14 protein-coding genes and 6 tRNA genes are annotated in these 19,809 nt (G+C 49.0%); 6 read left to right on the forward strand and 14 right to left on the reverse strand.

Annotation, left to right across the window (positions count from 1 at the left end; translation table 11 throughout):
* Positions 1–42: 42 nt before the first annotated feature.
* The 4 genes from H9I35_RS01040 to H9I35_RS01055 form a co-directional block, all read right to left on the reverse strand.
* Positions 43–1,689, reverse strand: a complete 1,647-nt coding sequence (locus H9I35_RS01040) for a tetratricopeptide repeat protein (RefSeq protein ID WP_187419827.1) — start codon at positions 1,687–1,689, stop codon at positions 43–45.
* Positions 1,686–2,054 (reverse strand): hypothetical protein, encoded by a 369-nt coding sequence (locus H9I35_RS01045; RefSeq protein ID WP_187419828.1) that lies wholly within the window; start codon positions 2,052–2,054, stop codon positions 1,686–1,688. The genes H9I35_RS01040 and H9I35_RS01045 overlap by 4 nt, the downstream gene beginning before the upstream one ends.
* Positions 2,038–5,049, reverse strand: a complete 3,012-nt coding sequence (locus H9I35_RS01050) for a chromosome segregation SMC family protein (protein WP_187419829.1) — start codon at positions 5,047–5,049, stop codon at positions 2,038–2,040. The genes H9I35_RS01045 and H9I35_RS01050 overlap by 17 nt, the downstream gene beginning before the upstream one ends.
* Before the next feature lie 61 nt (positions 5,050–5,110).
* A complete protein-coding gene (locus H9I35_RS01055) occupies positions 5,111–6,241 on the reverse strand; it encodes a DEAD/DEAH box helicase (RefSeq protein ID WP_187419830.1) in 1,131 nt (376 codons plus the stop codon).
* 47 nt (positions 6,242–6,288) lie between these two features.
* Between H9I35_RS01055 and H9I35_RS01060 the strand changes: the two genes are divergently transcribed.
* A complete protein-coding gene (locus H9I35_RS01060; protein WP_187419831.1) occupies positions 6,289–7,404 on the forward strand; it encodes a glycosyltransferase family 4 protein in 1,116 nt (371 codons plus the stop codon).
* 229 nt (positions 7,405–7,633) lie between these two features.
* On the opposite strand, the gene clpX is transcribed toward H9I35_RS01060, so the two are convergent.
* From clpX to H9I35_RS01105, 9 genes are all read right to left on the reverse strand, one after another.
* Positions 7,634–8,887 (reverse strand): ATP-dependent Clp protease ATP-binding subunit ClpX, encoded by a 1,254-nt coding sequence (clpX, locus tag H9I35_RS01065; protein ID WP_187419832.1) that lies wholly within the window; start codon positions 8,885–8,887, stop codon positions 7,634–7,636.
* Entirely contained in the window at positions 8,884–9,489 is a 606-nt protein-coding gene (clpP, locus tag H9I35_RS01070; RefSeq protein ID WP_016519971.1) for an ATP-dependent Clp endopeptidase proteolytic subunit ClpP, read from the reverse strand. The genes clpX and clpP overlap by 4 nt, the downstream gene beginning before the upstream one ends.
* 61 nt (positions 9,490–9,550) lie before the next feature.
* The gene (gene tig, locus H9I35_RS01075; RefSeq protein WP_187419833.1) at positions 9,551–10,918 is read right to left on the reverse strand and encodes a trigger factor; all 1,368 of its coding nucleotides are present in this window, start codon (positions 10,916–10,918) and stop codon (positions 9,551–9,553) included.
* 75 nt (positions 10,919–10,993) lie between these two features.
* Positions 10,994–11,065: transfer RNA gene (locus H9I35_RS01080), tRNA-Gly, on the reverse strand.
* 44 nt (positions 11,066–11,109) lie between these two features.
* Positions 11,110–11,181 (reverse strand) — tRNA-Gly (locus H9I35_RS01085).
* Positions 11,182–11,214: 33 nt separating this feature from the next.
* Positions 11,215–11,295 (reverse strand) — tRNA-Leu (locus H9I35_RS01090).
* A gap of 36 nt (positions 11,296–11,331) precedes the next feature.
* Positions 11,332–11,404, reverse strand: a tRNA-Lys gene (locus H9I35_RS01095).
* 443 nt (positions 11,405–11,847) lie between these two features.
* Positions 11,848–11,921, reverse strand: a tRNA-Arg gene (locus tag H9I35_RS01100).
* Between the two features lie 81 nt (positions 11,922–12,002).
* Positions 12,003–12,074, reverse strand: a tRNA-His gene (locus tag H9I35_RS01105).
* A 102-nt stretch (positions 12,075–12,176) separates the two neighbouring features.
* Here H9I35_RS01105 and H9I35_RS01110 point away from each other — a divergent pair.
* Positions 12,177–13,223, forward strand: a complete 1,047-nt coding sequence (locus tag H9I35_RS01110) for a GumC domain-containing protein (RefSeq protein ID WP_187419834.1) — start codon at positions 12,177–12,179, stop codon at positions 13,221–13,223.
* Positions 13,224–13,226: 3 nt separating this feature from the next.
* Positions 13,227–14,759: a polysaccharide biosynthesis/export family protein gene (locus H9I35_RS01115; RefSeq protein ID WP_187419835.1), complete on the forward strand. Its 1,533-nt coding sequence runs from the start codon at positions 13,227–13,229 to the stop codon at positions 14,757–14,759.
* Positions 14,760–14,765: 6 nt separating this feature from the next.
* Here the strand turns inward: H9I35_RS01115 and H9I35_RS01120 are convergent, their stop codons facing one another.
* Complete coding sequence (locus H9I35_RS01120) at positions 14,766–15,791, reverse strand: MraY family glycosyltransferase (RefSeq protein ID WP_187419836.1); 1,026 nt, start codon at positions 15,789–15,791, stop codon at positions 14,766–14,768.
* Positions 15,792–16,221: 430 nt separating this feature from the next.
* Between H9I35_RS01120 and H9I35_RS01125 the strand changes: the two genes are divergently transcribed.
* The 3 genes from H9I35_RS01125 (at position 16,222) to flgK (ending at position 19,793) form a co-directional block, all read left to right on the forward strand.
* On the forward strand, positions 16,222–17,283 hold the full coding sequence (locus H9I35_RS01125) for a glycosyltransferase family 4 protein (protein ID WP_187419837.1): 1,062 nt from the start codon (positions 16,222–16,224) through the stop codon (positions 17,281–17,283).
* A 183-nt stretch (positions 17,284–17,466) separates the two neighbouring features.
* Positions 17,467–17,901, forward strand: coding sequence for a hypothetical protein (locus tag H9I35_RS01130; protein ID WP_187419838.1), 435 nt, complete (start codon positions 17,467–17,469; stop codon positions 17,899–17,901).
* A 17-nt stretch (positions 17,902–17,918) separates the two neighbouring features.
* Positions 17,919–19,793: a flagellar hook-associated protein FlgK gene (gene flgK, locus H9I35_RS01135; RefSeq protein ID WP_187419839.1), complete on the forward strand. Its 1,875-nt coding sequence runs from the start codon at positions 17,919–17,921 to the stop codon at positions 19,791–19,793.
* The last annotated feature ends 16 nt before the right edge of the window (positions 19,794–19,809 follow it).

Raw genomic sequence — 19,809 nt, forward strand, 5'->3', positions numbered from 1 at the left:
TTTCGATTTTTATTAAAATCAAAATCCGTTCGTTGTTTTCGCTTACCGGATATCGACGTACATACGTTTCAGATAAATGCTGCGCTTGCGTGCGGACTGCCACTGTTTGCTTTCCGGCCACTTTTCCAAAAGTTCATCGTATGCACCGATCGCACCTTTGATATTTTGCAGCGCGGATTTTGCTTCGAGCGTTTGCCCCTTGAGATAGAGTCCTTCGTCGATACGGCTTGTCGCCCTCGCAAAAAACAAATCGAGGAGGGCGAGAGCTCTCGCGTAGTTTTTTTCATCGTATGCGCTTTTTGCTTTTTCAAGCAAATCGGATTCACCGAGCGCGTAATCTTCCGCGCTGAGAGCGGTTGCCGAAACCGTTTGCTTTTGTGCATTTTGGAAAGATGCCGCATTGCTTTCATCCGCCGAAGCGCTTATACCGCCGACTCCGCTTTCGGAATCCGCCCTTTGTCCGGAAATCGGAGCGCTGCCTGCTCCCTCTTCCGAAAAACCTTCCGCACCGTTTTTCGCAGTTTCGAAAAAGGCGGTTTCCGCATTTCCTCCTTCCTCGTCGCCGGCTGCAGGAGCGGGGCGGGGCGGAACTGTATCTGCATACGAAGGAGCCGTGATGCGTTCGGCCGCGCTTCCGGTTTTGTCTTCAACGATCACTTCGAGCCAGTCGTCGATGGCGTCTCCGGTGAGTACATCGTTTTTGTAAAAATGCAGCATCGATTTTCCCGCATTTTTTGCACGGAGCGTAAAAATCGTGTCCGCATCTCCGAGTCTTTTTCCGAAAAACGACAGCAGTTTTGTGCCGTCTTTTTCTCCGAGATAGATCCATCCTCCTCCGGGATAGACGACGTCGAGGTATTGGTTTTTTGCGATATGCACCGATCGCGACGGAAGTATTTCCGTGACGATTTCGTCCGTGTCGGCAAGCGAATCCGCCGCTTTCCGAAGAGCTTCGGAATCCTTTGCCGATTTATCGTCCCTTCCGACATCTTTGTCTTTTGCGCTTTGCGTATCGGCCGTGCTTTTTGCAGGGTTTATCGTTCTTTCGCTTGTACCGCCCTTCGTTTTTTGCGCTGTCTCGGTAGCGGCTCGTTTCGTATTTTCGGCCGCCGCATTTACGTTCGTTTGCGTCGAACTTGTGCCTGCCTGCGCAGTATCTTTTACAGCTTTCGTTGTCGGGTCTTTTTTTCCTTTCGGTGCGGACTCTTTTTGAGTCCGGCTCGCAGTTGTGTCGTTTCGCGCCTTAGAGCCCTTGCCGGTGTTTTCTGAAAATCCTTCCCGCACGACGGGTTCGTCTATAGAAGAGCTTACGCGCATTGCCTCTTCGCTTTTTTCAGGGAGATCGACTCGGACGCGCTCGGAAAGATTTTCCGCAGTCGAAACCGCATCTTTGCTTTTTCCGTCTGTTTCTGCCGCATCCTTCTCTTTTTCCGCCGACGGAAAAGCATCGTTGTTTCCGTGCGTCGTTGAAACGTTTTCGTTTTCCGCCGATTCCGAAACACCTTCACGGTTTTCCGATTGACGGGGAGCCCCTTCATTTTCGGTTTGCATGGGGCTCTCTCCCGCTCGTCCGCTTTTCGGAAGAGACGCGCAGGATACCGATACTGAAAAAATCGACAGGCAGGCGAGCGCCGTAAAAAAGACTTGTATCGGCTTCCATACAAAAGTTCGCTTCATTGATTTTTTCACGGAGCAGCCCCCAATATATCCGAAACGATTTTATCGTTCGCACGGCGCAGGTCTTCCATCTCTTTGCCCTCAGGCGGCGTAAACCACCGTTCCGTATCGGCATCGCTCCATGCGTCTTTTACTTCGCGCGAGGCGATATAATCCTTTTGCTCCTGCGGACCGTCGGGAGCGAGGAGTTCCTGTGTCGGCGAAAAAGTGCGTTCGGCGGCGGGCGCTCTGCGCGTCTTTTTCGATTTTTGGGCGATAAAAACGGCGAGCGCTATACAGGTCATTAAAATAAGCGTACCCGAAATAAAAGCGACGTATTTTTTCCTTCCGGAAAAGAGAGCTTTGATAGTGCCGAAAAAATCACTTTTCCCGATCATCGCTTTTTTTCTCCGCAGCTTTCGCTTTTTGCGCCGCTTCTTTTTCGAGACGCTTTTCTTCTTTTATCGCACGCTCTCGGTCGGGATCGGTTATCGTTCCGTCGGGATTGTGAATGCGCTTTGCGGGTCTCGGAGGAACGGTCGCCTCTTCGGGCGGTACGTCCTCTTCGATAAAGTCGTCTCTGCTTTCGGGGATGACCGCGCCGAGCTTTATGTCTTTGTCGAGGCGGAGCGAAAGTATTTTTGAAACGCCGGATTCTTCCATCGTGATGCCGAGCATCGTCGTAGCTCCCATAACCGTTTTTTTGTTATGCGTGATGACGATGTATTGACTCACGTTTGCAAAAGAGCGCAACGTCGTCACAAAGCTTGAAACGTTTTTGTCGTCGAGCGCCGCATCGATTTCGTCGAGAAGACAAAACGGAGAAGGGCGCACTTGGTAAGTCGCAAACAAAAGTGCAACTGCCGTCATCGTTTTTTCTCCGCCCGAAAGAAGGGCGATGTTTTCGAGCTTTTTTCCCGGCGGCTGCGCGTAGATGTCGATACCGCTCGTGAGTACGTTTTCCGGATCGATGAGTCGGAGTTCGGCTCTTCCGCCGTTGAAAAGGCGGCGGAACATATTGTGAAAATTCTTTTTGATTTTATTGTAGGTTTCGAGGAACATTTCGGACGATTTCGATTTGATTTCTCCCGAAACGCGCTGCAAATTTTCGAGGCTCTTTTTCGTATCTTCGCAGTTCGTCTGCTGCCGCTCGTAGCGCTCTTTTTCTTCGGCGAATTCTTCGACCGCCATCAAGTTCACCTGTCCGAGCGCTTTCAGCCGTTCTTTCGCATCGGAAAGTTTTTCCCGAATTTCCGCGGCGGGTTTTGTAATTTTATACATGCGCTCTTCGAATTCCATAAGATCGCGCGAATGCGTATCCTGAAAATTCTGTTTGACGTTTTTGATTTCCGTATCGGAAGAAACGAGCAAAAGCGAAACGCGTTCATACTGCGCCTGCAGCTTATTTTGTTCCTCCTGCTTTTGACGGAGCGCGTTCTGCTTTCCCGACACGCTCGTATTGCACGCGGCAATCGCATTGTCCAATTTTTTCAGTTCATCCGCGAGAGAGAGACCGCGCTTTTCTATTTCCGAAAGCTCTTCTTCGGCTCCGGATATTTCCGCATTCAAATTTTCGGCGCGCTTGTTTTCCGAAGCGATCTCTCCGTCGGTATCGGAAAGCGTTTTTTGCTGGCTTACCAAAGTGCGGCGGAGCATCGATACCTGCTCTTCGGCCGCCGTGATCTGCTCGTGCATTTGCGCTTCGTTTACTTTGAGCTTTCCGAGCGTTTCTTTATATTCGTCGATTTTTTTCGAAAGAGTTTCGTTTTCCGCATGCAGTTCGGCTATGCGTTCATTGATCCCGGCAACGCGGGAACGGTTGTCGGAAATCTTTTGATCGATGCCCCGCTTTTTTGTCATGATCCCTTCGGGTGCGAGGAATTCGGTGATAAAGGCGGGGGAGGCTTTCATATAATCGTCGAGCGCTTTTTCAAGTTCGGCGACAAGCTTTCCCGTTTCAAAAAACGCGTCGGATGCTTCCTTCACCGTTTTGACGCATTCGTCGGCGGAGTGCGACGGCGAGGCTGCAAAATCGCCAAAGATGTTTTTACGTCCCGCCGTAAAAATTTTTAAACGTGCGATGACGTTGTCGAGCGTTTCTTTGGCGTTTTTCATCGCATTTTCGGAAAAGCCCGCGTCTTTCAATTTTGCGTCGAGCTTCGTAACGATGTCTTCGGTGATAGCCGTCAAATCTTTTTGCAAAAGCGTACGCGCTTCGCGCAGCGCTTCGATCTGAGCCTGCGATTCGGAAACGAGTTTTTCGTTTCCCTCAATGCGGCTTCCCGCGTCGGTAATATGTTTGTCGAAAGATGCGATATTTTTTTTGATATCGTCGAGCTGCTTTGTCTTTTCGTAAAGCTGTGCGTTTTTTTCGTCGATTTCGTCGTTCAGCGCATCGATCTGAGCTCCGATCGCTTTTTTGTGCGCTTCAAGCTGTTCGAGTTTTTCTTTCGCTTCGGAAAGGCGCACGTTGAACTGCTGTATCAAATCCTGTTTGCCGCTCTTTTCTTTTTGAATGCCGATTAAATCCGCCTGCTTGGCATACACTTCTTCCTGCATGGCCTTTACTTTGTCCATGTTTTCCGAAAGCGTATTGCTGATCGCTTCGATTTCGTTTCGGATATCGCCCCGTTTTTTTTCAACTTGTTTGAGATGCTCTTCGTTTTGCGCTTTCGTCTGCACGAAGTTTTTTAATTTTAATAATGTCAAATCGAGTTCGTCATTGAATATTTCGTCTTTTACCGCACGATATTTGATCGTCTTTTCTGACTGCACTTTGAGCGTGTCGTATCTACGTTTGACTTCCGAAAGCGCGATTTCGATTTGCTGAAGATTGCTGCGCGTGCGTTCGAGTTCACGTTCGGCTTCCGCGCACTCGGCTTTGCTCCGGCTTATGCCCGCCGCTTCTTCGAAGAGATAGCGCCGGTCTTCGGGCTTCGACGAAAGCACTTGATCGATTTTTCCCTGTTCCATGACGGAGTAGGCCGCTTTGCCGATGCCCGTATCCATAAAAAGCGAGCGTATTTCGCGCGGGCCTGCCTGCCGGTTATTGATAAAGTATTCGTTTTCACCTGAACGGTAGAGCCGCCTCTTGATCGCGATTTCGGACGCTTCGAATGGGATGAGCCCGTTTTCGTTCATGATCGTGAGCGTCACTTCGGCGACGTTGAGGGGAGGTCGACGTTCGGTGCCGTTGAAGATGATGTCTTCCATCTTGTCGGCACGCAGATTTTTCGAGCGGTTTTCGGCTAAAACCCATTTTATCGAATCGACGACGTTGCTTTTGCCGCAGCCGTTCGGGCCGAGCAGGGCGGTTATACCGTCCGAAAAATCGATATGTGTTCTGTCGGCGAACGATTTGAAGCCGAATATGTCGAGACTTTTAAGAAACACCTGTCCCCTCGCAAAGTGAAAGCTGTTTTTGTATTATACACGATATGGCAGCCTCAATCAACTATTCGGAAACGGCATCGGGCGCGACGATTTCGCCGCGGTAGAGCATTTTCGGGTAAACGATGATTTTAAGTCTCTTTTCAAGCGCGCTGTAATGCCGCATTTCGTATTCATCCCCGACGACTATATTGATTCCCGTTTTGCCTGCGCGCCCCGTGCGCCCTGCGCGGTGGATGAAAAAATCGTCGTCGTCATTTAAATCCATTTGGATAACGTGCGAAACGCCTTGGAAATCGAGCCCGCGGGAAGCGACGTCGCTCGTAATCAAAATACGGCAGCTTCCGCTTTTAAATCGGTCGATCGCGCGTTTGCGCTTTTGTTTATCCTGTTTTGCATAGAGGGCTTCGCAGTCGATGTTTTTATATTTGAGTTTCGCCGTGATGTTTTCAACTTGATCGCCGCGGCTTGTAAAGACAAGCGCTTTTTGCATGTCGAGGGCGGCAAAAAGCTTTTTCAGCGTATCGATTTTATCGCGGCTTTCGGCGTAGATCGCCCAGTGCGAAATGCGCTTCCGAAGCACGTCTTCTTCCGGCATCGAAAGCGATTCGCATTCGGCAAAAAACGTTTTTACGGCTTTCGTTACCGTTGCCGAACATCCGACGATCTGTACGTTTTTCGGAAAAAAAGAGACGAGGGATGCGAGGTCGTCTTTGATTTCTTTTTTGACGAGCCGATCGACTTCATCGAACACCGCCGCGCGCAATCCCGAAAGTTTTAATTTTTTTAAACGCACGAGTTCCAAAAGGCGGGCGGGATTTCCGACGGCGATAGCGGGATCCCCTTTTAAAAGCTCGGTTTGCCGCCGTATCGGCGCGCTTCCTGTAAGCAATGCGCATTTTGCGCTTGAAATCGACAAAGCTGCATCTCTGATTTGGGAAGAAAGTTCGAGCGTCGGAGCGACGATGAGGACTTTTACGCCGCTTTTTTCGTCCTTTTCGATATTGTCGGCGAGCGGTAAAAGGTATGCGAAGGTTTTGCCGGTACCCGTTTCCGACTGAAAGAGAAGATTTTTCCCGTCGATAATGAGGGGGATCGTTTTTTGCTGTACGGGCGTCGGTTGTACGATCGAAAGCGCCTCCAGTTTTGCGCGTATTTCGGTAGAGAGGAGCGAAAATGCGTTTTGCGTGTCCATGCGCAAACTATAGCGTAAAAACGGAATTGCTGCTATAATAATTTTCTATGAAGGCAGGCATAGATACATTCGGCTGCGATCACGGGCGCTCCGGGATCGGCTCATACCTCCATTCTTTTGCGGCTAATCTTCCGCTTTCAGGCGATGTCGAATTCGAATTGTTCGGTTCAGAAATCGATCGATATACGTATAATTCGGTGCGCGAAATTCCGTTCCAAGCTCTTTCCGTTCCCGACAGCCTTGCTGCCGAGCGCTTATGGCATTTTTTCCGCCTGCAAAAATTCGCACAGAAAGCAAAATACGATGTCGTACTCTATCCCGCCATCGAACGCGTGCTGCCCCTTTCGTTTAAAACGCCCGGCGTCGCCGTCGTCAATTCCATCGTTTCCGTCATGCTCAAAGAAAAGAGCGACGGTATGATGCGCATGCAGATAAAGCGGGGACTTGCAAAGATTCAAAAGATCGTCGCCGCGAGCGAATTTTTACGAAACGATTTGATAGGGCTCGGTATAGACGAATCGAAAATCGAAATCATTCACAACGGTATCGACCACAGGCTCTTTTTTCCGCAGCTGCAGATCGATGCCGAAACGGTAACCATAAAGCCCTTTGCGATAAAGCGGCCATATTTTATCTACGGATCGCGTCTTTCAGGACCTGAAAAAAAACACATCGAACTTATAAAAGCCTTTGCACTTTTTAAAGAGCGCACGAAATCTCCGCACCGCCTCGTCATTGCGGGCGCCGAAGGACCCTCGTCCGAAGAAGTACACAGGGCGGCATCCCTTTCTCCTGCCGCGTCGGACATCTTTCTTACGGGATTTTTTCCGCACGAAAGTTTTCCGCTTTTGTACGCGGGAGCCGATGCGTGCATTTTTCCGTCGGTGAACGAAGGAGTGGGGCTTCCGATACTCGAAGCGATGGCGACCGGCATTCCCGTCGCGTGTGCGGCTTCGGGTGCGCTTCCCGAAATGGGCGGGGAGGCGGCTCTCTATTTCGATCCGAACGATATCGAAGAAGTCGCCTCTGCGATGGAAAAACTCGTCTCTGATTCCGCTTTCCGCGAAACGATGGTCGCATCGGGTCTTCAAAGGGCACAGCGTTTCAGCTGGGAGACGACGGTGACCGAAACGATCGAAGTTATGAAAAAAATCGTACGGTGAAAATATACTGCTGCGATTTGACTAAAAACCGTCTGCTTTTATAGACATGTTGAGAAAGATTTGAAGAAAAAAAAACGGGACACTCCGGCATGCGGAAGCGCCGCTTCGCTGCTTGAGATGCTGTTCCTTTCGACGCTCGACTTGATCGAATGCGTTTTGCGGACGATGCGATCGTTTGTGCTTTGCCGGCGATGCGGGAAAAATAATCGTCCGCATCTTCGCTTCGCGCTTACGCCGTCAAAAGCGAGCCTACGTCGAGATGGGTTTTATTTTGCACGATGTCTTTCGAAACGACGAGCTTTTTTTGCTCGCGGTCTTTGATCGACGGGAGTTCGTACATAATATCCTGCAGCATTTTTTCGACGATGCTGCGAAGTCCGCGCGCGCCGGTTTTTTGGCGGACGGCTTCGTCGGCGATTTCCCCGATCGCTTCGTCGGTGAATTCGAGCTTGACGTTGTCGAGGGCGAAGGATGCTTGAAACTGCTTTGTGATCGCGTTTTTCGGTTCGGTGAGGATGCGCACCAAATCATCCCGCGTAAGCTCTTTGAGCGCGACGGTGATGGGCATACGTCCGATCAGTTCGGGGATGATGCCGAATTTGACGAGGTCGTCGGGCGTGCAGCGGTTGAGCAGGTTCATGCGCTCTTCTTCGTTCATCATGCCGACGTTGCTGCCGAAGCCCATCGCTCGCTCTGCAGTACGCTGTTCGATGATCTTTTCAAGACCTACGAAAGCACCGCCTAAAATAAAGAGAATGTTCGTCGTGTCGATGTCGATCATCTCCTGATTCGGGTGCTTGCGTCCTCCCTGCGGAGGAACGCTTGCGTGCGTGCCTTCGATGATTTTCAAAAGCGCCTGCTGTACGCCTTCGCCCGATACATCGCGCGTGATCGACGTGTTTTCGCTTTTGCGCGAAATTTTGTCGATTTCGTCAATAAAGACGATGCCGCGCTCTGCTGCTTTGATGTTGCCGTTTGCGGCGTTTATCAATTTTAAAAGCACGTTTTCAACGTCTTCGCCGACATAGCCCGCTTCGGTGAGCGTCGTCGCATCGGCAATCGCGAAAGGTACTTTGAGTTTTTGCGCAAGCGTTTTTGCAAGCAGCGTCTTTCCGCTTCCCGTCGGACCCATGAGCAGTATGTTCGATTTTTCGATGAGCACGTCGTCGTCTTTACGCATGTTTTTCGGAACCGACATGCGCTTGTAGTGATTGTACACGGCGACCGAAAGCGTCTTTTTCGCTTCGTCCTGTCCGACTACATATTCGTCGAGGTATTCTTTGAATTCTTTCGGAGTCGGCACATCGCTCATCGTGATCGGCGCGACATCTCCTTCTTCCTGATCGAGCATGCTTTGACAGACGGCAACGCACTGATTGCAAATGTGGATATTGCCTGAAGGAGCTCCTACGAGATGACGCGATGCGTCTGCGGGCTTTCCGCAAAACGAACAAAATTGCGCGTCGCTTCCGAATCGTTTCATTGCTTTTTTCTCCCCGGCATAATGTGGTCGACTATGCCGTACGCGAGCGCGTCTTGGGCGGACATATAAAAATCGCGTTCCATATCCGATGCGACCTGTTCGATCGTCTTTTTCGTGTGGTGCGCAAAATAATCGATCGTCAATTTTTTCAAGCGCACGATTTCTTTTGCCTGAATCGAAATGTCGCTTTCCTGTCCCTGCACTCCGCCCCACGGCTGGTGGATCATAACGCGCGAAGAGGGAAGGGCGAATCTTTTTCCCGCAGTGCCGCCTGCGAGGAGGATTGCGCCCATGCTTGCAGCCTGTCCCATGCAGATCGTTTGGATTTGGCACTTGACGTACTGCATGGTATCGTAAATCGCAAGACCTGAGGTAACCGATCCTCCGGGACTGTTTATGTATATGCTGATGTCTTTATCGGGATTTTCCGATTCGAGAAAGAGAATTTGCGCGACGACCAAGTCCGCCGTAACGTCGTTTATCTCCCCGTCGATAAAGATGATTCTGTCTTTGAGCAGCCTCGAAAAAATATCGTAGGAGCGCTCGACGTTTCCGCTCCGCTCGATGACGGAGGGGACGAGCGTGTTCATCCGTTCATTCATAATCACATCCTGTATGAGTTTCATTTATTATAATATACTGAAAAAATACGGCGGCGTGGGATCAGTTGCTCTCCCCTTTAAATAAATCGGCGAACGACATCGCATCTCCCTTTACCGTTTTTACTTCTTTGTAAAGTTCGTCGTAAAGCTTTTGCTCTTTTGTGTCGTCGATGAGATATTCTTTCGCTTTTGCATCTTCATAGTGTTTTTTCACTTCGTCGACGCTCATGCCGCCACGATCGGCGATTTCTTTATAGCGCGTTTCGACATCTTCGGGCGTAACGGAAATATTCCGTGCGCGGATCAAATTGTCTACGATGATTCTGCTTTTAAGCATTTTTTCGCTTGCGCCTGCCCATTCTTTGAGTATATCGGCTTTCGTCTGTTTTGCCGAAGAAAACATCTTTTCAAGCTGTTCCGGCGTCGTTTGAAACTGCTGCGCCATCGAATACCAGCGGTTTTCGAGTTCCGCGTTGAGCATGGAAGAAGGAATATCGAAGGGATTTTTTTCGACGAGCTGGGAAAGCAAATCGTTGTTTTTGATTTCCACGATACGCCGCGCCTTCGCGCTTTCCATATTTTTTACGATATCTTTTTTCAAGTCATCGAGCGTTTTGTATTTTTCGCTCACGTCCTGCGCAAGTTCGTCGTCGAGTGCGGGAAGGTTGCGTATTTTGATTGCGGTAACCGTTACGCTTATCTTTTTCGTCGTACCCGCCAAACTTTCGTTTTTGTCGTCTTTTGCGTAGGTTTTCGTAATCGTTTTCGTTTCGCCCTTTTTCATACCGATGACGTCGTCGTCGATGCGGTAGAACGTACCGTCGGTTCCCGCCGTAAAGACGAAGTCTTCGCGCTTTGTCCCGGCGATTTCGTTTCCGTTTTCGTCGAGTTCGGCATAATTGATCGTGACGATATTGTCCTTTTCGACTTTTTCGTCGTCTTTTTTATCGATGACGACCGCATTGCGCTCCTGTACGGCTTTGAGCTCTTCATCGATCTCTTTGTCGCCGATCGTGACCTGCGGCTCTTTTATCGTAATGCCTGAAAAGTTTTTTACGTCGACTTTGGGATATACGTCATAGGTGAGAGAAAAACTTAAATCTTTGGCAACATCGAGTTCCGGCATTTTTTCCATGACGGGCTCGGCGTAGGGGAGCGGGCGGTTTGCTTTTTCCGCATCGTTTTCAAAGATTTCGTTGAGCGCTTTGTCGATTATATCGCTTACCGTATCGGCTTTGATGCCCTCGCCGAATTTTCGCTCGAGGATATTCGCAGGCACATGGCCTTTTCTGAAGCCGGGGATCTGCGCCTGCTTTACGTATGTGCCGAGCGTTTCCGCGTATGCGGCCGCGACGTCTTTTTGTGAAACGGTGACGGTGAGTTTTACCGCCGATTTTTCAAGGTCCGTGAATTCTTTTTTGAGTTCCACGTTTCGCTCCTTACCAGTGATCTCCGTACGAATAAAAAAAGCGATTCAGATTGCTCCGAATCGCTTTTGGTTTCAAGCGGGAAACGGGAGTTGGACCCGCGACATCCACCTTGGCAAGGTGGCGCTCTACCACTGAGCTATTCCCGCAAATAATTCTTTGCGTTTTCCGGCGCTGTAAGCTTCGGTACTCGAGCGGGAAACGGGAGTTGGACCCGCGACATCCACCTTGGCAAGGTGGCGCTCTACCACTGAGCTATTCCCGCAAATTTTGTATGCCGCAACACCTCGGATGGAATTGCGAGAGAAGGGACTTGAACCCTTACGCCGTAAGGCACCGGAACCTAAATCCGGCGTGTCTGCCGTTTCACCACTCTCGCATAAAGAGTGCGTGCCTTCTCGTCTCACACAAGGCTTGAGCCATGCCGGCTTCGAACCGACGACCCACAGATTAAGAGTCTGTTGCTCTACCAGCTGAGCTAATGGCCCGTACTCAATCCACGACAGTGGCTGAATGTTATAACTATATCAAAAATAAAATAAAATGGCAAGTACGTTATGCGATTTTTTAGGGCTTACGCATGAGAATCTATATTCCCAAAAAAATAATCATTACCGTAAAAAAATCGGCTGCACTCCCGGCAACAGCCCTGCCGTTTGCGCGGGGAACTTCGCGCTTCGCGCTCGTTGCAAGTGCCGCGGCAGACCGTGATTGGAATCGGACTACACAAAATTTCTTCGAAATTTTGCTTACCATCGGTCAGAGCGGCTCGGCGGCATTGCCGCTGCCTCGCGTTCCGCCCTTTTTATAATTATACGTTTTTTTCCGTGTATACATTTTTCATGCGTAAGCCCTGACGATTTTTTTGTAGCACGGCAGGTTTTTTGCAGTACGGCAGGAATCGGCGAAGACGGTACGGATGAGGGAACATTGCGTTTAGCGTGACTCGAACACGCAACCTACGGATTCGAAGTCCGTTGCTCTATCCAGTTGAGCTATAAACGCTTTTAAAAGATTTTCAAGCCGCGACGAACGTCCGGCTCGCGGACACATCGGCGGGAAACCGTTTTATCAAGAAGGAAAGCGGGTGCCTGGTGGGGATTGAACCCACGACAACCAGATCCACAATCTGGCGCTCTACCACTGAACTACAGGCACCGTAAACGCATTTGCAATGCCCGAAAACTATAGCAAATTTTCCACAGGTACGTCAAGAGCGTGTTGCAAAGCCGCATATCTTTTTATATAATATGCATAAATATGGAAAGTTCTCCGAAACAAGAAAATATCGTACAATCTTCGCAGGATGACGAGATTTCGCTTATCGATTTGTTTGTCGTTTTACTGCAGTATAAAAAACTTATCATTTTAATAACGGCATTTACGGCGGCCGCAGTCGTTTTATTTTCCGTGCTGTCGATCGCTCTTCCGCCGGAAAAGTCTCCGCTTCCCAACATATACACATCCGAAGCGCTTATGCTTATAAACGATTCGTCGTCTTCCGGCGGATCTCTTTCTTCATTACTGAACTCAAGCACTATGAGCGGGCTCGGAAGCCTTATGGGGCTTTCGAATCTTTCGAAAGGTGCAACGTTCAGCGCGCTCGCGGTCTACATTGCCGGAACCAATACGTATCTCGATGCCATTATCGATAAATTCAATCTTACCGCGCGTTATAAAGTAAAAGAATTTCCCAAAGCGGCAACGCGTAAAGCGTTACAGCAAAATTTGACTGCGGATTTTGATGATAAATCGGGTGTTTTTTCGCTTGCTTTTTCGGATACCGATCCCGTCTTTGCCGAATCCGTGGCGAACTTTGCGGCGGACTATATGGAAACAGTCTTTACTTCGCTCGGTATCGATAAGCATAAACTTGAAAAAAAGAATCTCGAAGAAAATATCGATATGAGCTACAAGCAGATCCTTTCGTTGGCAAAGCAGATTCGAGAAAACGAAAGTACGGCTTCATATCGCTACAATCCGAACGGTTCTCCCGTTATGGAAAATGCGATACGCGTATTGGAATTGGAAGCGCAGGAACAGGTATACAAGCAGCTTAAAACGCAGTATGAACTTTTAAAAGTACAGATGGCGAGCGAAACGCCGGTTTTTCAAATATTGGAACGCGCGGAAGTACCGGACAGAAAATCAAAGCCTTCCCGCGGCATGCTGTGTATCGTAACGACTTTCGCCGCTTTTTTTATTGCGGTGTTTATCGCTTTCGCATTGAATGCGGTAGAAAATATCAAACGCGATCCCGAAGCCGTAAAAAAAATTTCCGCTTCGCTGAAAAAAAATCGGATATAAATTATGAAAAAATATTTTTACGCTATTGTTCTTTTCTTTTGTTCGGCCGTATTTGCTCAGACGGCAGGGAATTACGAGTCTTCCGCATCTGCAAAAGATACGGACAATATGCAAGCGGCAAATGTAGGTACGGTTCAAAAATTGACGGCAGGCGAAGTTACTGCCGCAAGAAACGCTTTGAATGCATCGATTGCGATGTCCTCGTCCGACTATCTTGTTACCGCGGGAGATATCTATACACTCGCGTTCGCGGTAAACGGAAATGTCGTAAGCTATGCCATACCGGTCGATGCTTCATACCGTATCCGTGTGGCAAATATTACGACGATCAATGTTGCGGGAAATACGTTTTTGCGCCTCAAACAGAGAGTGGAAGAACTCGTTACGCAAAATTATCCCCTGAGCGGCGTTCAGTTCGTTCTCACATCTCCTGCGGCATTCAAAGTCGTCATAGACGGTGAGGTAAAAGAAACGGCGATTAAACAGGCGTGGGCGCTTTCGCGTCTTTCCGACGTCATAGCGGGAACGCTCACCGATTATGCGTCCGTTCGCAATATTGTCGTTACAAGCGAAGACGGAAAAAAGAATACGTACGATATTTTCAAAGCTTCCCGTTTCGGCGATCTGTCGCAGAATCCCTATGTGCGGCCGGGCGATCGCATCACTGTCGGCAGGATGACTCGGAAAGTTACGATTCGCGGGGCGGTCGAGCGGCCGGGTACGTACGAATTGCTTGAAGGTGAAAACTTGAAACGGCTCGTGGATTACTACGGAGGCGGGCTTACGGAAAGGGCGGACACGAACCGCATGGAGCTTTCCCGCACTTCAGAGCGAAGCAATCCTGCGGGGGAAATACTGTATTTGGATGGTACGGCGATTGCATCGGATTATACGCTCGTATGCTGGGATACGCTCAATATCCCCACTTATGCCGAATTGAAACCGGTTATGTTTATCGAAGGCGCACTTTCGTCCGCGACCGGCACATCTCTTGACGCATCGGCAAGGCTTCCCGTCGTATTTGAAACGGGAGAAAACTACGGCACACTTGTTCGGCGCAACAAAGAGCGTTTTTCACCGACGGCCGATATAAAAAATGCATACATACTTCGTAAAGGTAATCCCATACCGATTGACGTCAATAAAATGCTCTACGACGCTTCGTATTATGCCGAAGAAATCGTGTATCCGTACGATACGCTTGTCATACCGTTTAAGCAATACTTCGTTTCCGTTGCAGGAGCCGTAGCGCGTCCGGGCAGGTATCCGTATATTCCCGACCGCACATGGGAATATTATATCGGGCTTGCCGGCGGTTTTATCAACGAAAAAAATTCCGGTGAAGCGGTAACGATACGCGATATAAACGGAAAGAAAATGCGGAAAACCGATCCGGTCACGCCGGAAACGACGATTACCGCTTCTGCGAATTCGTTTACGTATTATTTCGGCTTATATGCTCCGGTGATTACGACCGTGCTTTCGGCCGTTTCGACGACGGTCACGATTCTCATAGCAACGCGGAATATGCGTTGATCCGAATCATTTCATTTCCGCTATTTTTCTGTTGACGGCTCTGTTTATAAAATGAATTGCCGAAAAGAAAAAAATCATAAAAGCGTATGTGATGGAAAGCAAAACCGTGCTTTGGGTTTTATTCAGATAAATCGTAAAGCAGACACTGCTGCACAAAATCGCCTGAATGCCGACAAGCGCGATCATAGCCTGCTTTGCGCTGAAACCGATGTTGAGCATTTTATGATGCAGGTGAGAACGATCGGGACTCATAATGGGACGATGCTCGCGGACGCGTCTCCAAATGGCTGCGATCGTGTCGAGCATGGGAATGGATGTCAGCACGAACATGATAAGCAATTTGTTGAATTCGAGTTTTTCCGATGAAAAGCACAGGGGAGCGGTCGCAATGATAAAGCCCAAAAATTGACTTCCGCCGTCTCCCATAAAAATTTTCGCCGGCGGTTCGTTAAATAAAAGAAAACCGAATACGCTTGCGGCGACGAGCAAAAATATTTCGGTAATCGGATTTGCATTGTGAAAGAGAACGAAAAGCGTCACTATCGTGAGGAAAGCAAGTCCGCCGCATAAACCGTCGAGCCCGTCGATGAGGTTATACGCGTTGATCATGCCGATAAACCAAAAAATCGTAAACGGAACGCTTATCCAGTTCGGTAAAACGAGTCCGAATATCTGACGGAATTCAAAACCGCCGTATATGACAATGCATGCGGCGACAATCTGCCCGATAAGTTTATACACCGGCGGCATGGGGTACAGATCGTCGAGTACGCCGAACGCGAAGACGATCAAGCCTGCGATAAAAAGCGGGATAATAAGAGGCAGCACAAGCTGCTTTAAAACGAGCGCGTAAATACATAAGCTGATATAATATGCCGCTACTATGCCGATGCCGCCCAAGCGGGGAATATTGCCCGAGTGAATTTTTCGCGCGCTTATAGGATCGTAGATCTGCCATCGTTTGCACAGCGCAATGATAAAAGGAAAAGAACATGCGCTCAACACAAATGAAAGAATCGTTGAAATCCACATATGTTTATTATACTAGCATACAAGTAAAATTTTAACAAGGCGGCAAATTCCGAGCAGTGCGGAGGAATTATGCGCGTCTCCTATAAAAGAAAAACGGCCGAGCCGTTTTTCAACACCGGACTTCATCAACCAATTCCGAGCAGTGCGCGACTTGCAACGAGCGCGTTAGCGCGAAGTTTCCCGCGCAGGATTTACGAGCGTGTTGATAAAAGAAAAACGGCTCGGCCGTTTTTCGCCTCCCGACTTAAAAGGGCGATTTTGAAACAGTCCGCTTACTACCGCATTTTTACTGTGCAGAAAACGGAGTTGTATAAAAGTCGTTTGCTTTTTTCAACGTATACGATTGACAACAGTGTAATTCGAAATTACAATCGAAACCGTTATACGATATGAAGCGGGGAGCAAGCATACGGTTTTTGGGGCGGCATCAATGACGGAAATTCTTATAAACGGAAATTTTTTATGCCGGAATCTCACCGGTATCGAGCGCTTTGCATGGGAAATATGCAAACGAATCGATTCTCTGCTTAGCTCATCCGATCGCGTGGCGATACTGGTTCCCGCAAATGCGCCGAAGGTGCCGTCGTATGCCCGTATTGCCGTCATACGATCCGATAAAGAAGCTCGCTCTTTTCCTTTTTGGGATTTGGGCGTTTTTGCAAAAACATGCCGCAGACGAAATGCCTGCGCGCTTTCGTTTTCAAACACCGCTCCTTTGGGTAAAACCTGCGGCATCGCTTTTATCCATGACGTATACGCAAAGGATTTTCCGAACGATTTTATATCCTTTTACGATAAACTTATCGGTGCGTACAGCTGTTTAAATTATCGGAACATCTGCAAAAATGCGCGCTTTGTCTGTACCGTATCGAACTTCAGCAAAAAACAGATTATCGATTACTACGGAGTTCCGGAAGAAAAAATCCGCGTTATCTATGACGGTTTTGAACATATACTTAGGATCCGTGCCGATGAAAACATTTTGAAAAAGCTCGGCCTCAAATCCGGAGAATTTTATTTTACGCTCGGAAGTCTTTCTTTGAGAAAAAATCTCAAATGGATTATGAAACATGCGGAGCTTTACCCGAACGATTTTTTCGTCATTTCCGGTACGATGCTCAAAAACGTCGTTCCGAACGAACTTGAAAAAATAAAAACATTGGAAAATATCATTCTTGCAGGTTATCTTTCCGACGAAGAAGTGAAAGCGCTCATGCAAAACTGCAAAGCTTTCGTATTTCCGTCGTACTTTGAAGGCTTCGGTCTTCCGCCGCTCGAAGCGCTCGCATGCGGTGCGCCCGTCGTCGTTTCGAATGCCGCAAGCTTGCCTGAAATATACGGAAGCTGCGCGCACTATATAGACCCCTTTAAGCCCGCCGTCGATTTGGATGCGCTCCTTGCAGAACCCGTTTCATCGCCTGTACCTCTTTTTGAAAAATATTCTCTCGATAACTCCGCAAAAAAATTATATGCCTTATTCAAAGAAGTATAGCGTATTTTAAGGTATGAAAGCGTATAGGCGGAAATACTTTACAAAATCTTCGTTCGCCGTATCCGCTATAAAAAATTGAATATCAATACTTTCCTGACCGAATGAAAAGGCTGCCTTTCCCGTAAAAAAAATCGTAAAGTCGTCATTTTTCCGCACCGATAATCAACATGAGGTAATCTGTATATGGCGGACATAAGCGAAATGGAGCGGCTTCTTTTGCGCGAAAACGAAATTCTCGACAGTATGCTTACCCGGCAATCGGAGCTGCGCGCTGCGGTGCTGCAAAAAAAATGGGACGGCGTGCTCGAATCGATTTCCGCAATCACGAAACTTACCGAAGCTTTCGAAAAAACCGAAAAGGCGAGAAACGCGCTTTCGGATGCCCGGAGCGACGAATCGAAAAAAAAGGTATTGCCGCTTTTGACGCAAGTGCGCGGAAAGCTCGTCAAATCGAAGACGGCGAACAAAACGCTCGGCAATTACATAGCGGTTGCGAAAGATTTTATTCAAAGCGTCCTCGACGAAGCTTTTCCTCAAAGCGGGGCGACGGTGTATTCGAAGGCGGGAAAGATCATGCGCTCGAAGCCGTCGAGCGTCGTCGTCAATACGCTGTATTAATAATTGTGAGGTGATATATGGGTTCGACATTTTCTGGAATAGAGCTCGGTAAGCGCAGCATCATGGTGCATACGACGGCGATCACGACCGCCGGTCACAATATTTCAAATGCGAATACGGAAGGCTATTCGCGTCAGCGCGTCGCGTTTAAAGAATTCGATCCGCTGTATCTTCCGGAACTCGAACGGCCCGAAGAGCCGGGCATGATTGGTCAGGGCGTGAGCGCGTTCAGCATAAGGCGGATCCGCGACGAATTGCTCGACCGTCGCATCGTCGAACAGGCGAATCAGGAAGCGTATTGGGATACGCGCAGCAAATATTATACGATGCTCGAACAGATTTACAACGAACCCGACGACGTTTCGATTCGTACTACTATGGATAAATTCTGGGAAGCATGGCAGGAGCTGTCGATTCATCCGGAAAATATCGCATCCCGTCAGGCGATCGTTACGCGCGGCATTTCGCTTACCGATACGATAAACCAGCGCTATGAAAGTTTGCAGGGCGTGAACACGATCATAAACGGCGATATCGATGCGACGGTAAAGCAGATCAACAATTACGCCGAACAGATTGCCGCTCTCAACGGAGAGATCGTGCGCTCGCGCGGCATGGGAGACAATCCGAACGATTTGCTCGACCAGCGGGATCTCCTCGTCGATAAGCTTTCCGAGCTTGTCAACTGTACGGCAAGCGACCGTGATAAAGACGAATTCATGGTACACGTCGACGGGCGGGTGCTCGTTCAGGGCAGCATTCCGCGCAGCTTCGACCTCCGTACGGTTATCGACAATAACGGAAATCCGCGTCTCATCTGGGGCGATACGAAAAACGACGCCATTGTAAAAGGCGGGAGGCTCGGTGCGCTCATCGAATTGCGCGACGTCGATATCAGAAACGAAATGCAGTCGCTCAACACGATGACGATGAACTTTTCCGATTTGGTAAACGACGTGCACCGTAACGCAACCGGCATGAACGGTACGACAGGTCTCGACTTTTTTACGTCGCATCCCTTTGTCGAAAACGTGCGCGGCAATTACGATTACGATGCGGACGGCGTAATGGACAGGTCTTATATTTTCAGATTTACCGGACGGCATAAATTGAACTCGCAGGAGCAAATAGGTCTTGCAGGTACGATGACCTTTTCCGCGCCCGAGGGTACGGTCGAAGTCGCATACAACGCTACCGATACGGTTGCCGATGTCATCGACCGGATCAACGATTCGAACGGAGAAGTAAAAGCCTACCTCGACAGAAACAACAATCTCGTGCTGAAAGCGACGACGGCTCTTTCGCAATCGAATCCCGATTTTGTCATACGGCACGTCGAAGACAGCGGAATGTTTTTGACCGGTTATGCGGGCATTTTACGCGAAAGCGGAGAAGAAGGTGCATACGATTATCTCCGTGCGGACGCGGCCGACGGTCTTGCCGACGGCGCTCAATTTGCGGTGACGCCGCAGGTAAATCCATCCGCGTATATCGCGGTAAATCCGCTCATCAGAGGAGACGTCAAAAGCGTCGCTGCGGGCTTTGCCGATACGCGCGGCGCTCTCGCGTCGGGCGACGGTCGGGCTGCGATCGAAATCGCTTCGATCAGAAACACGCAGGTCATGATCGGGCACAAGCGTACTTTCGACGATTATTTTGCCGACAGCGTGACGAACGTCGGTTTGAAAGGCGAGCAGGCGGCGACACAAACGGCAAATCAAAATAAAATCATGGGAGATTTGCGTACGCTGCGGGAGTCCGTCAGCGGCGTAAACATAGACGAAGAGCTTGCGGATATTATTAAATTTCAGCACGGCTACAATGCCGCCGCTTCGTTTATCAGCACGTGGGACAATCTCGTCGATACGATTATCAACAGAATCAGAGCATAAAAACAGGGTGAAGCCG

The organism is Treponema sp. Marseille-Q4132, assembly GCF_014334835.1.
GTDB lineage: Bacteria > Spirochaetota > Spirochaetia > Treponematales > Treponemataceae > Treponema_D > Treponema_D paredis.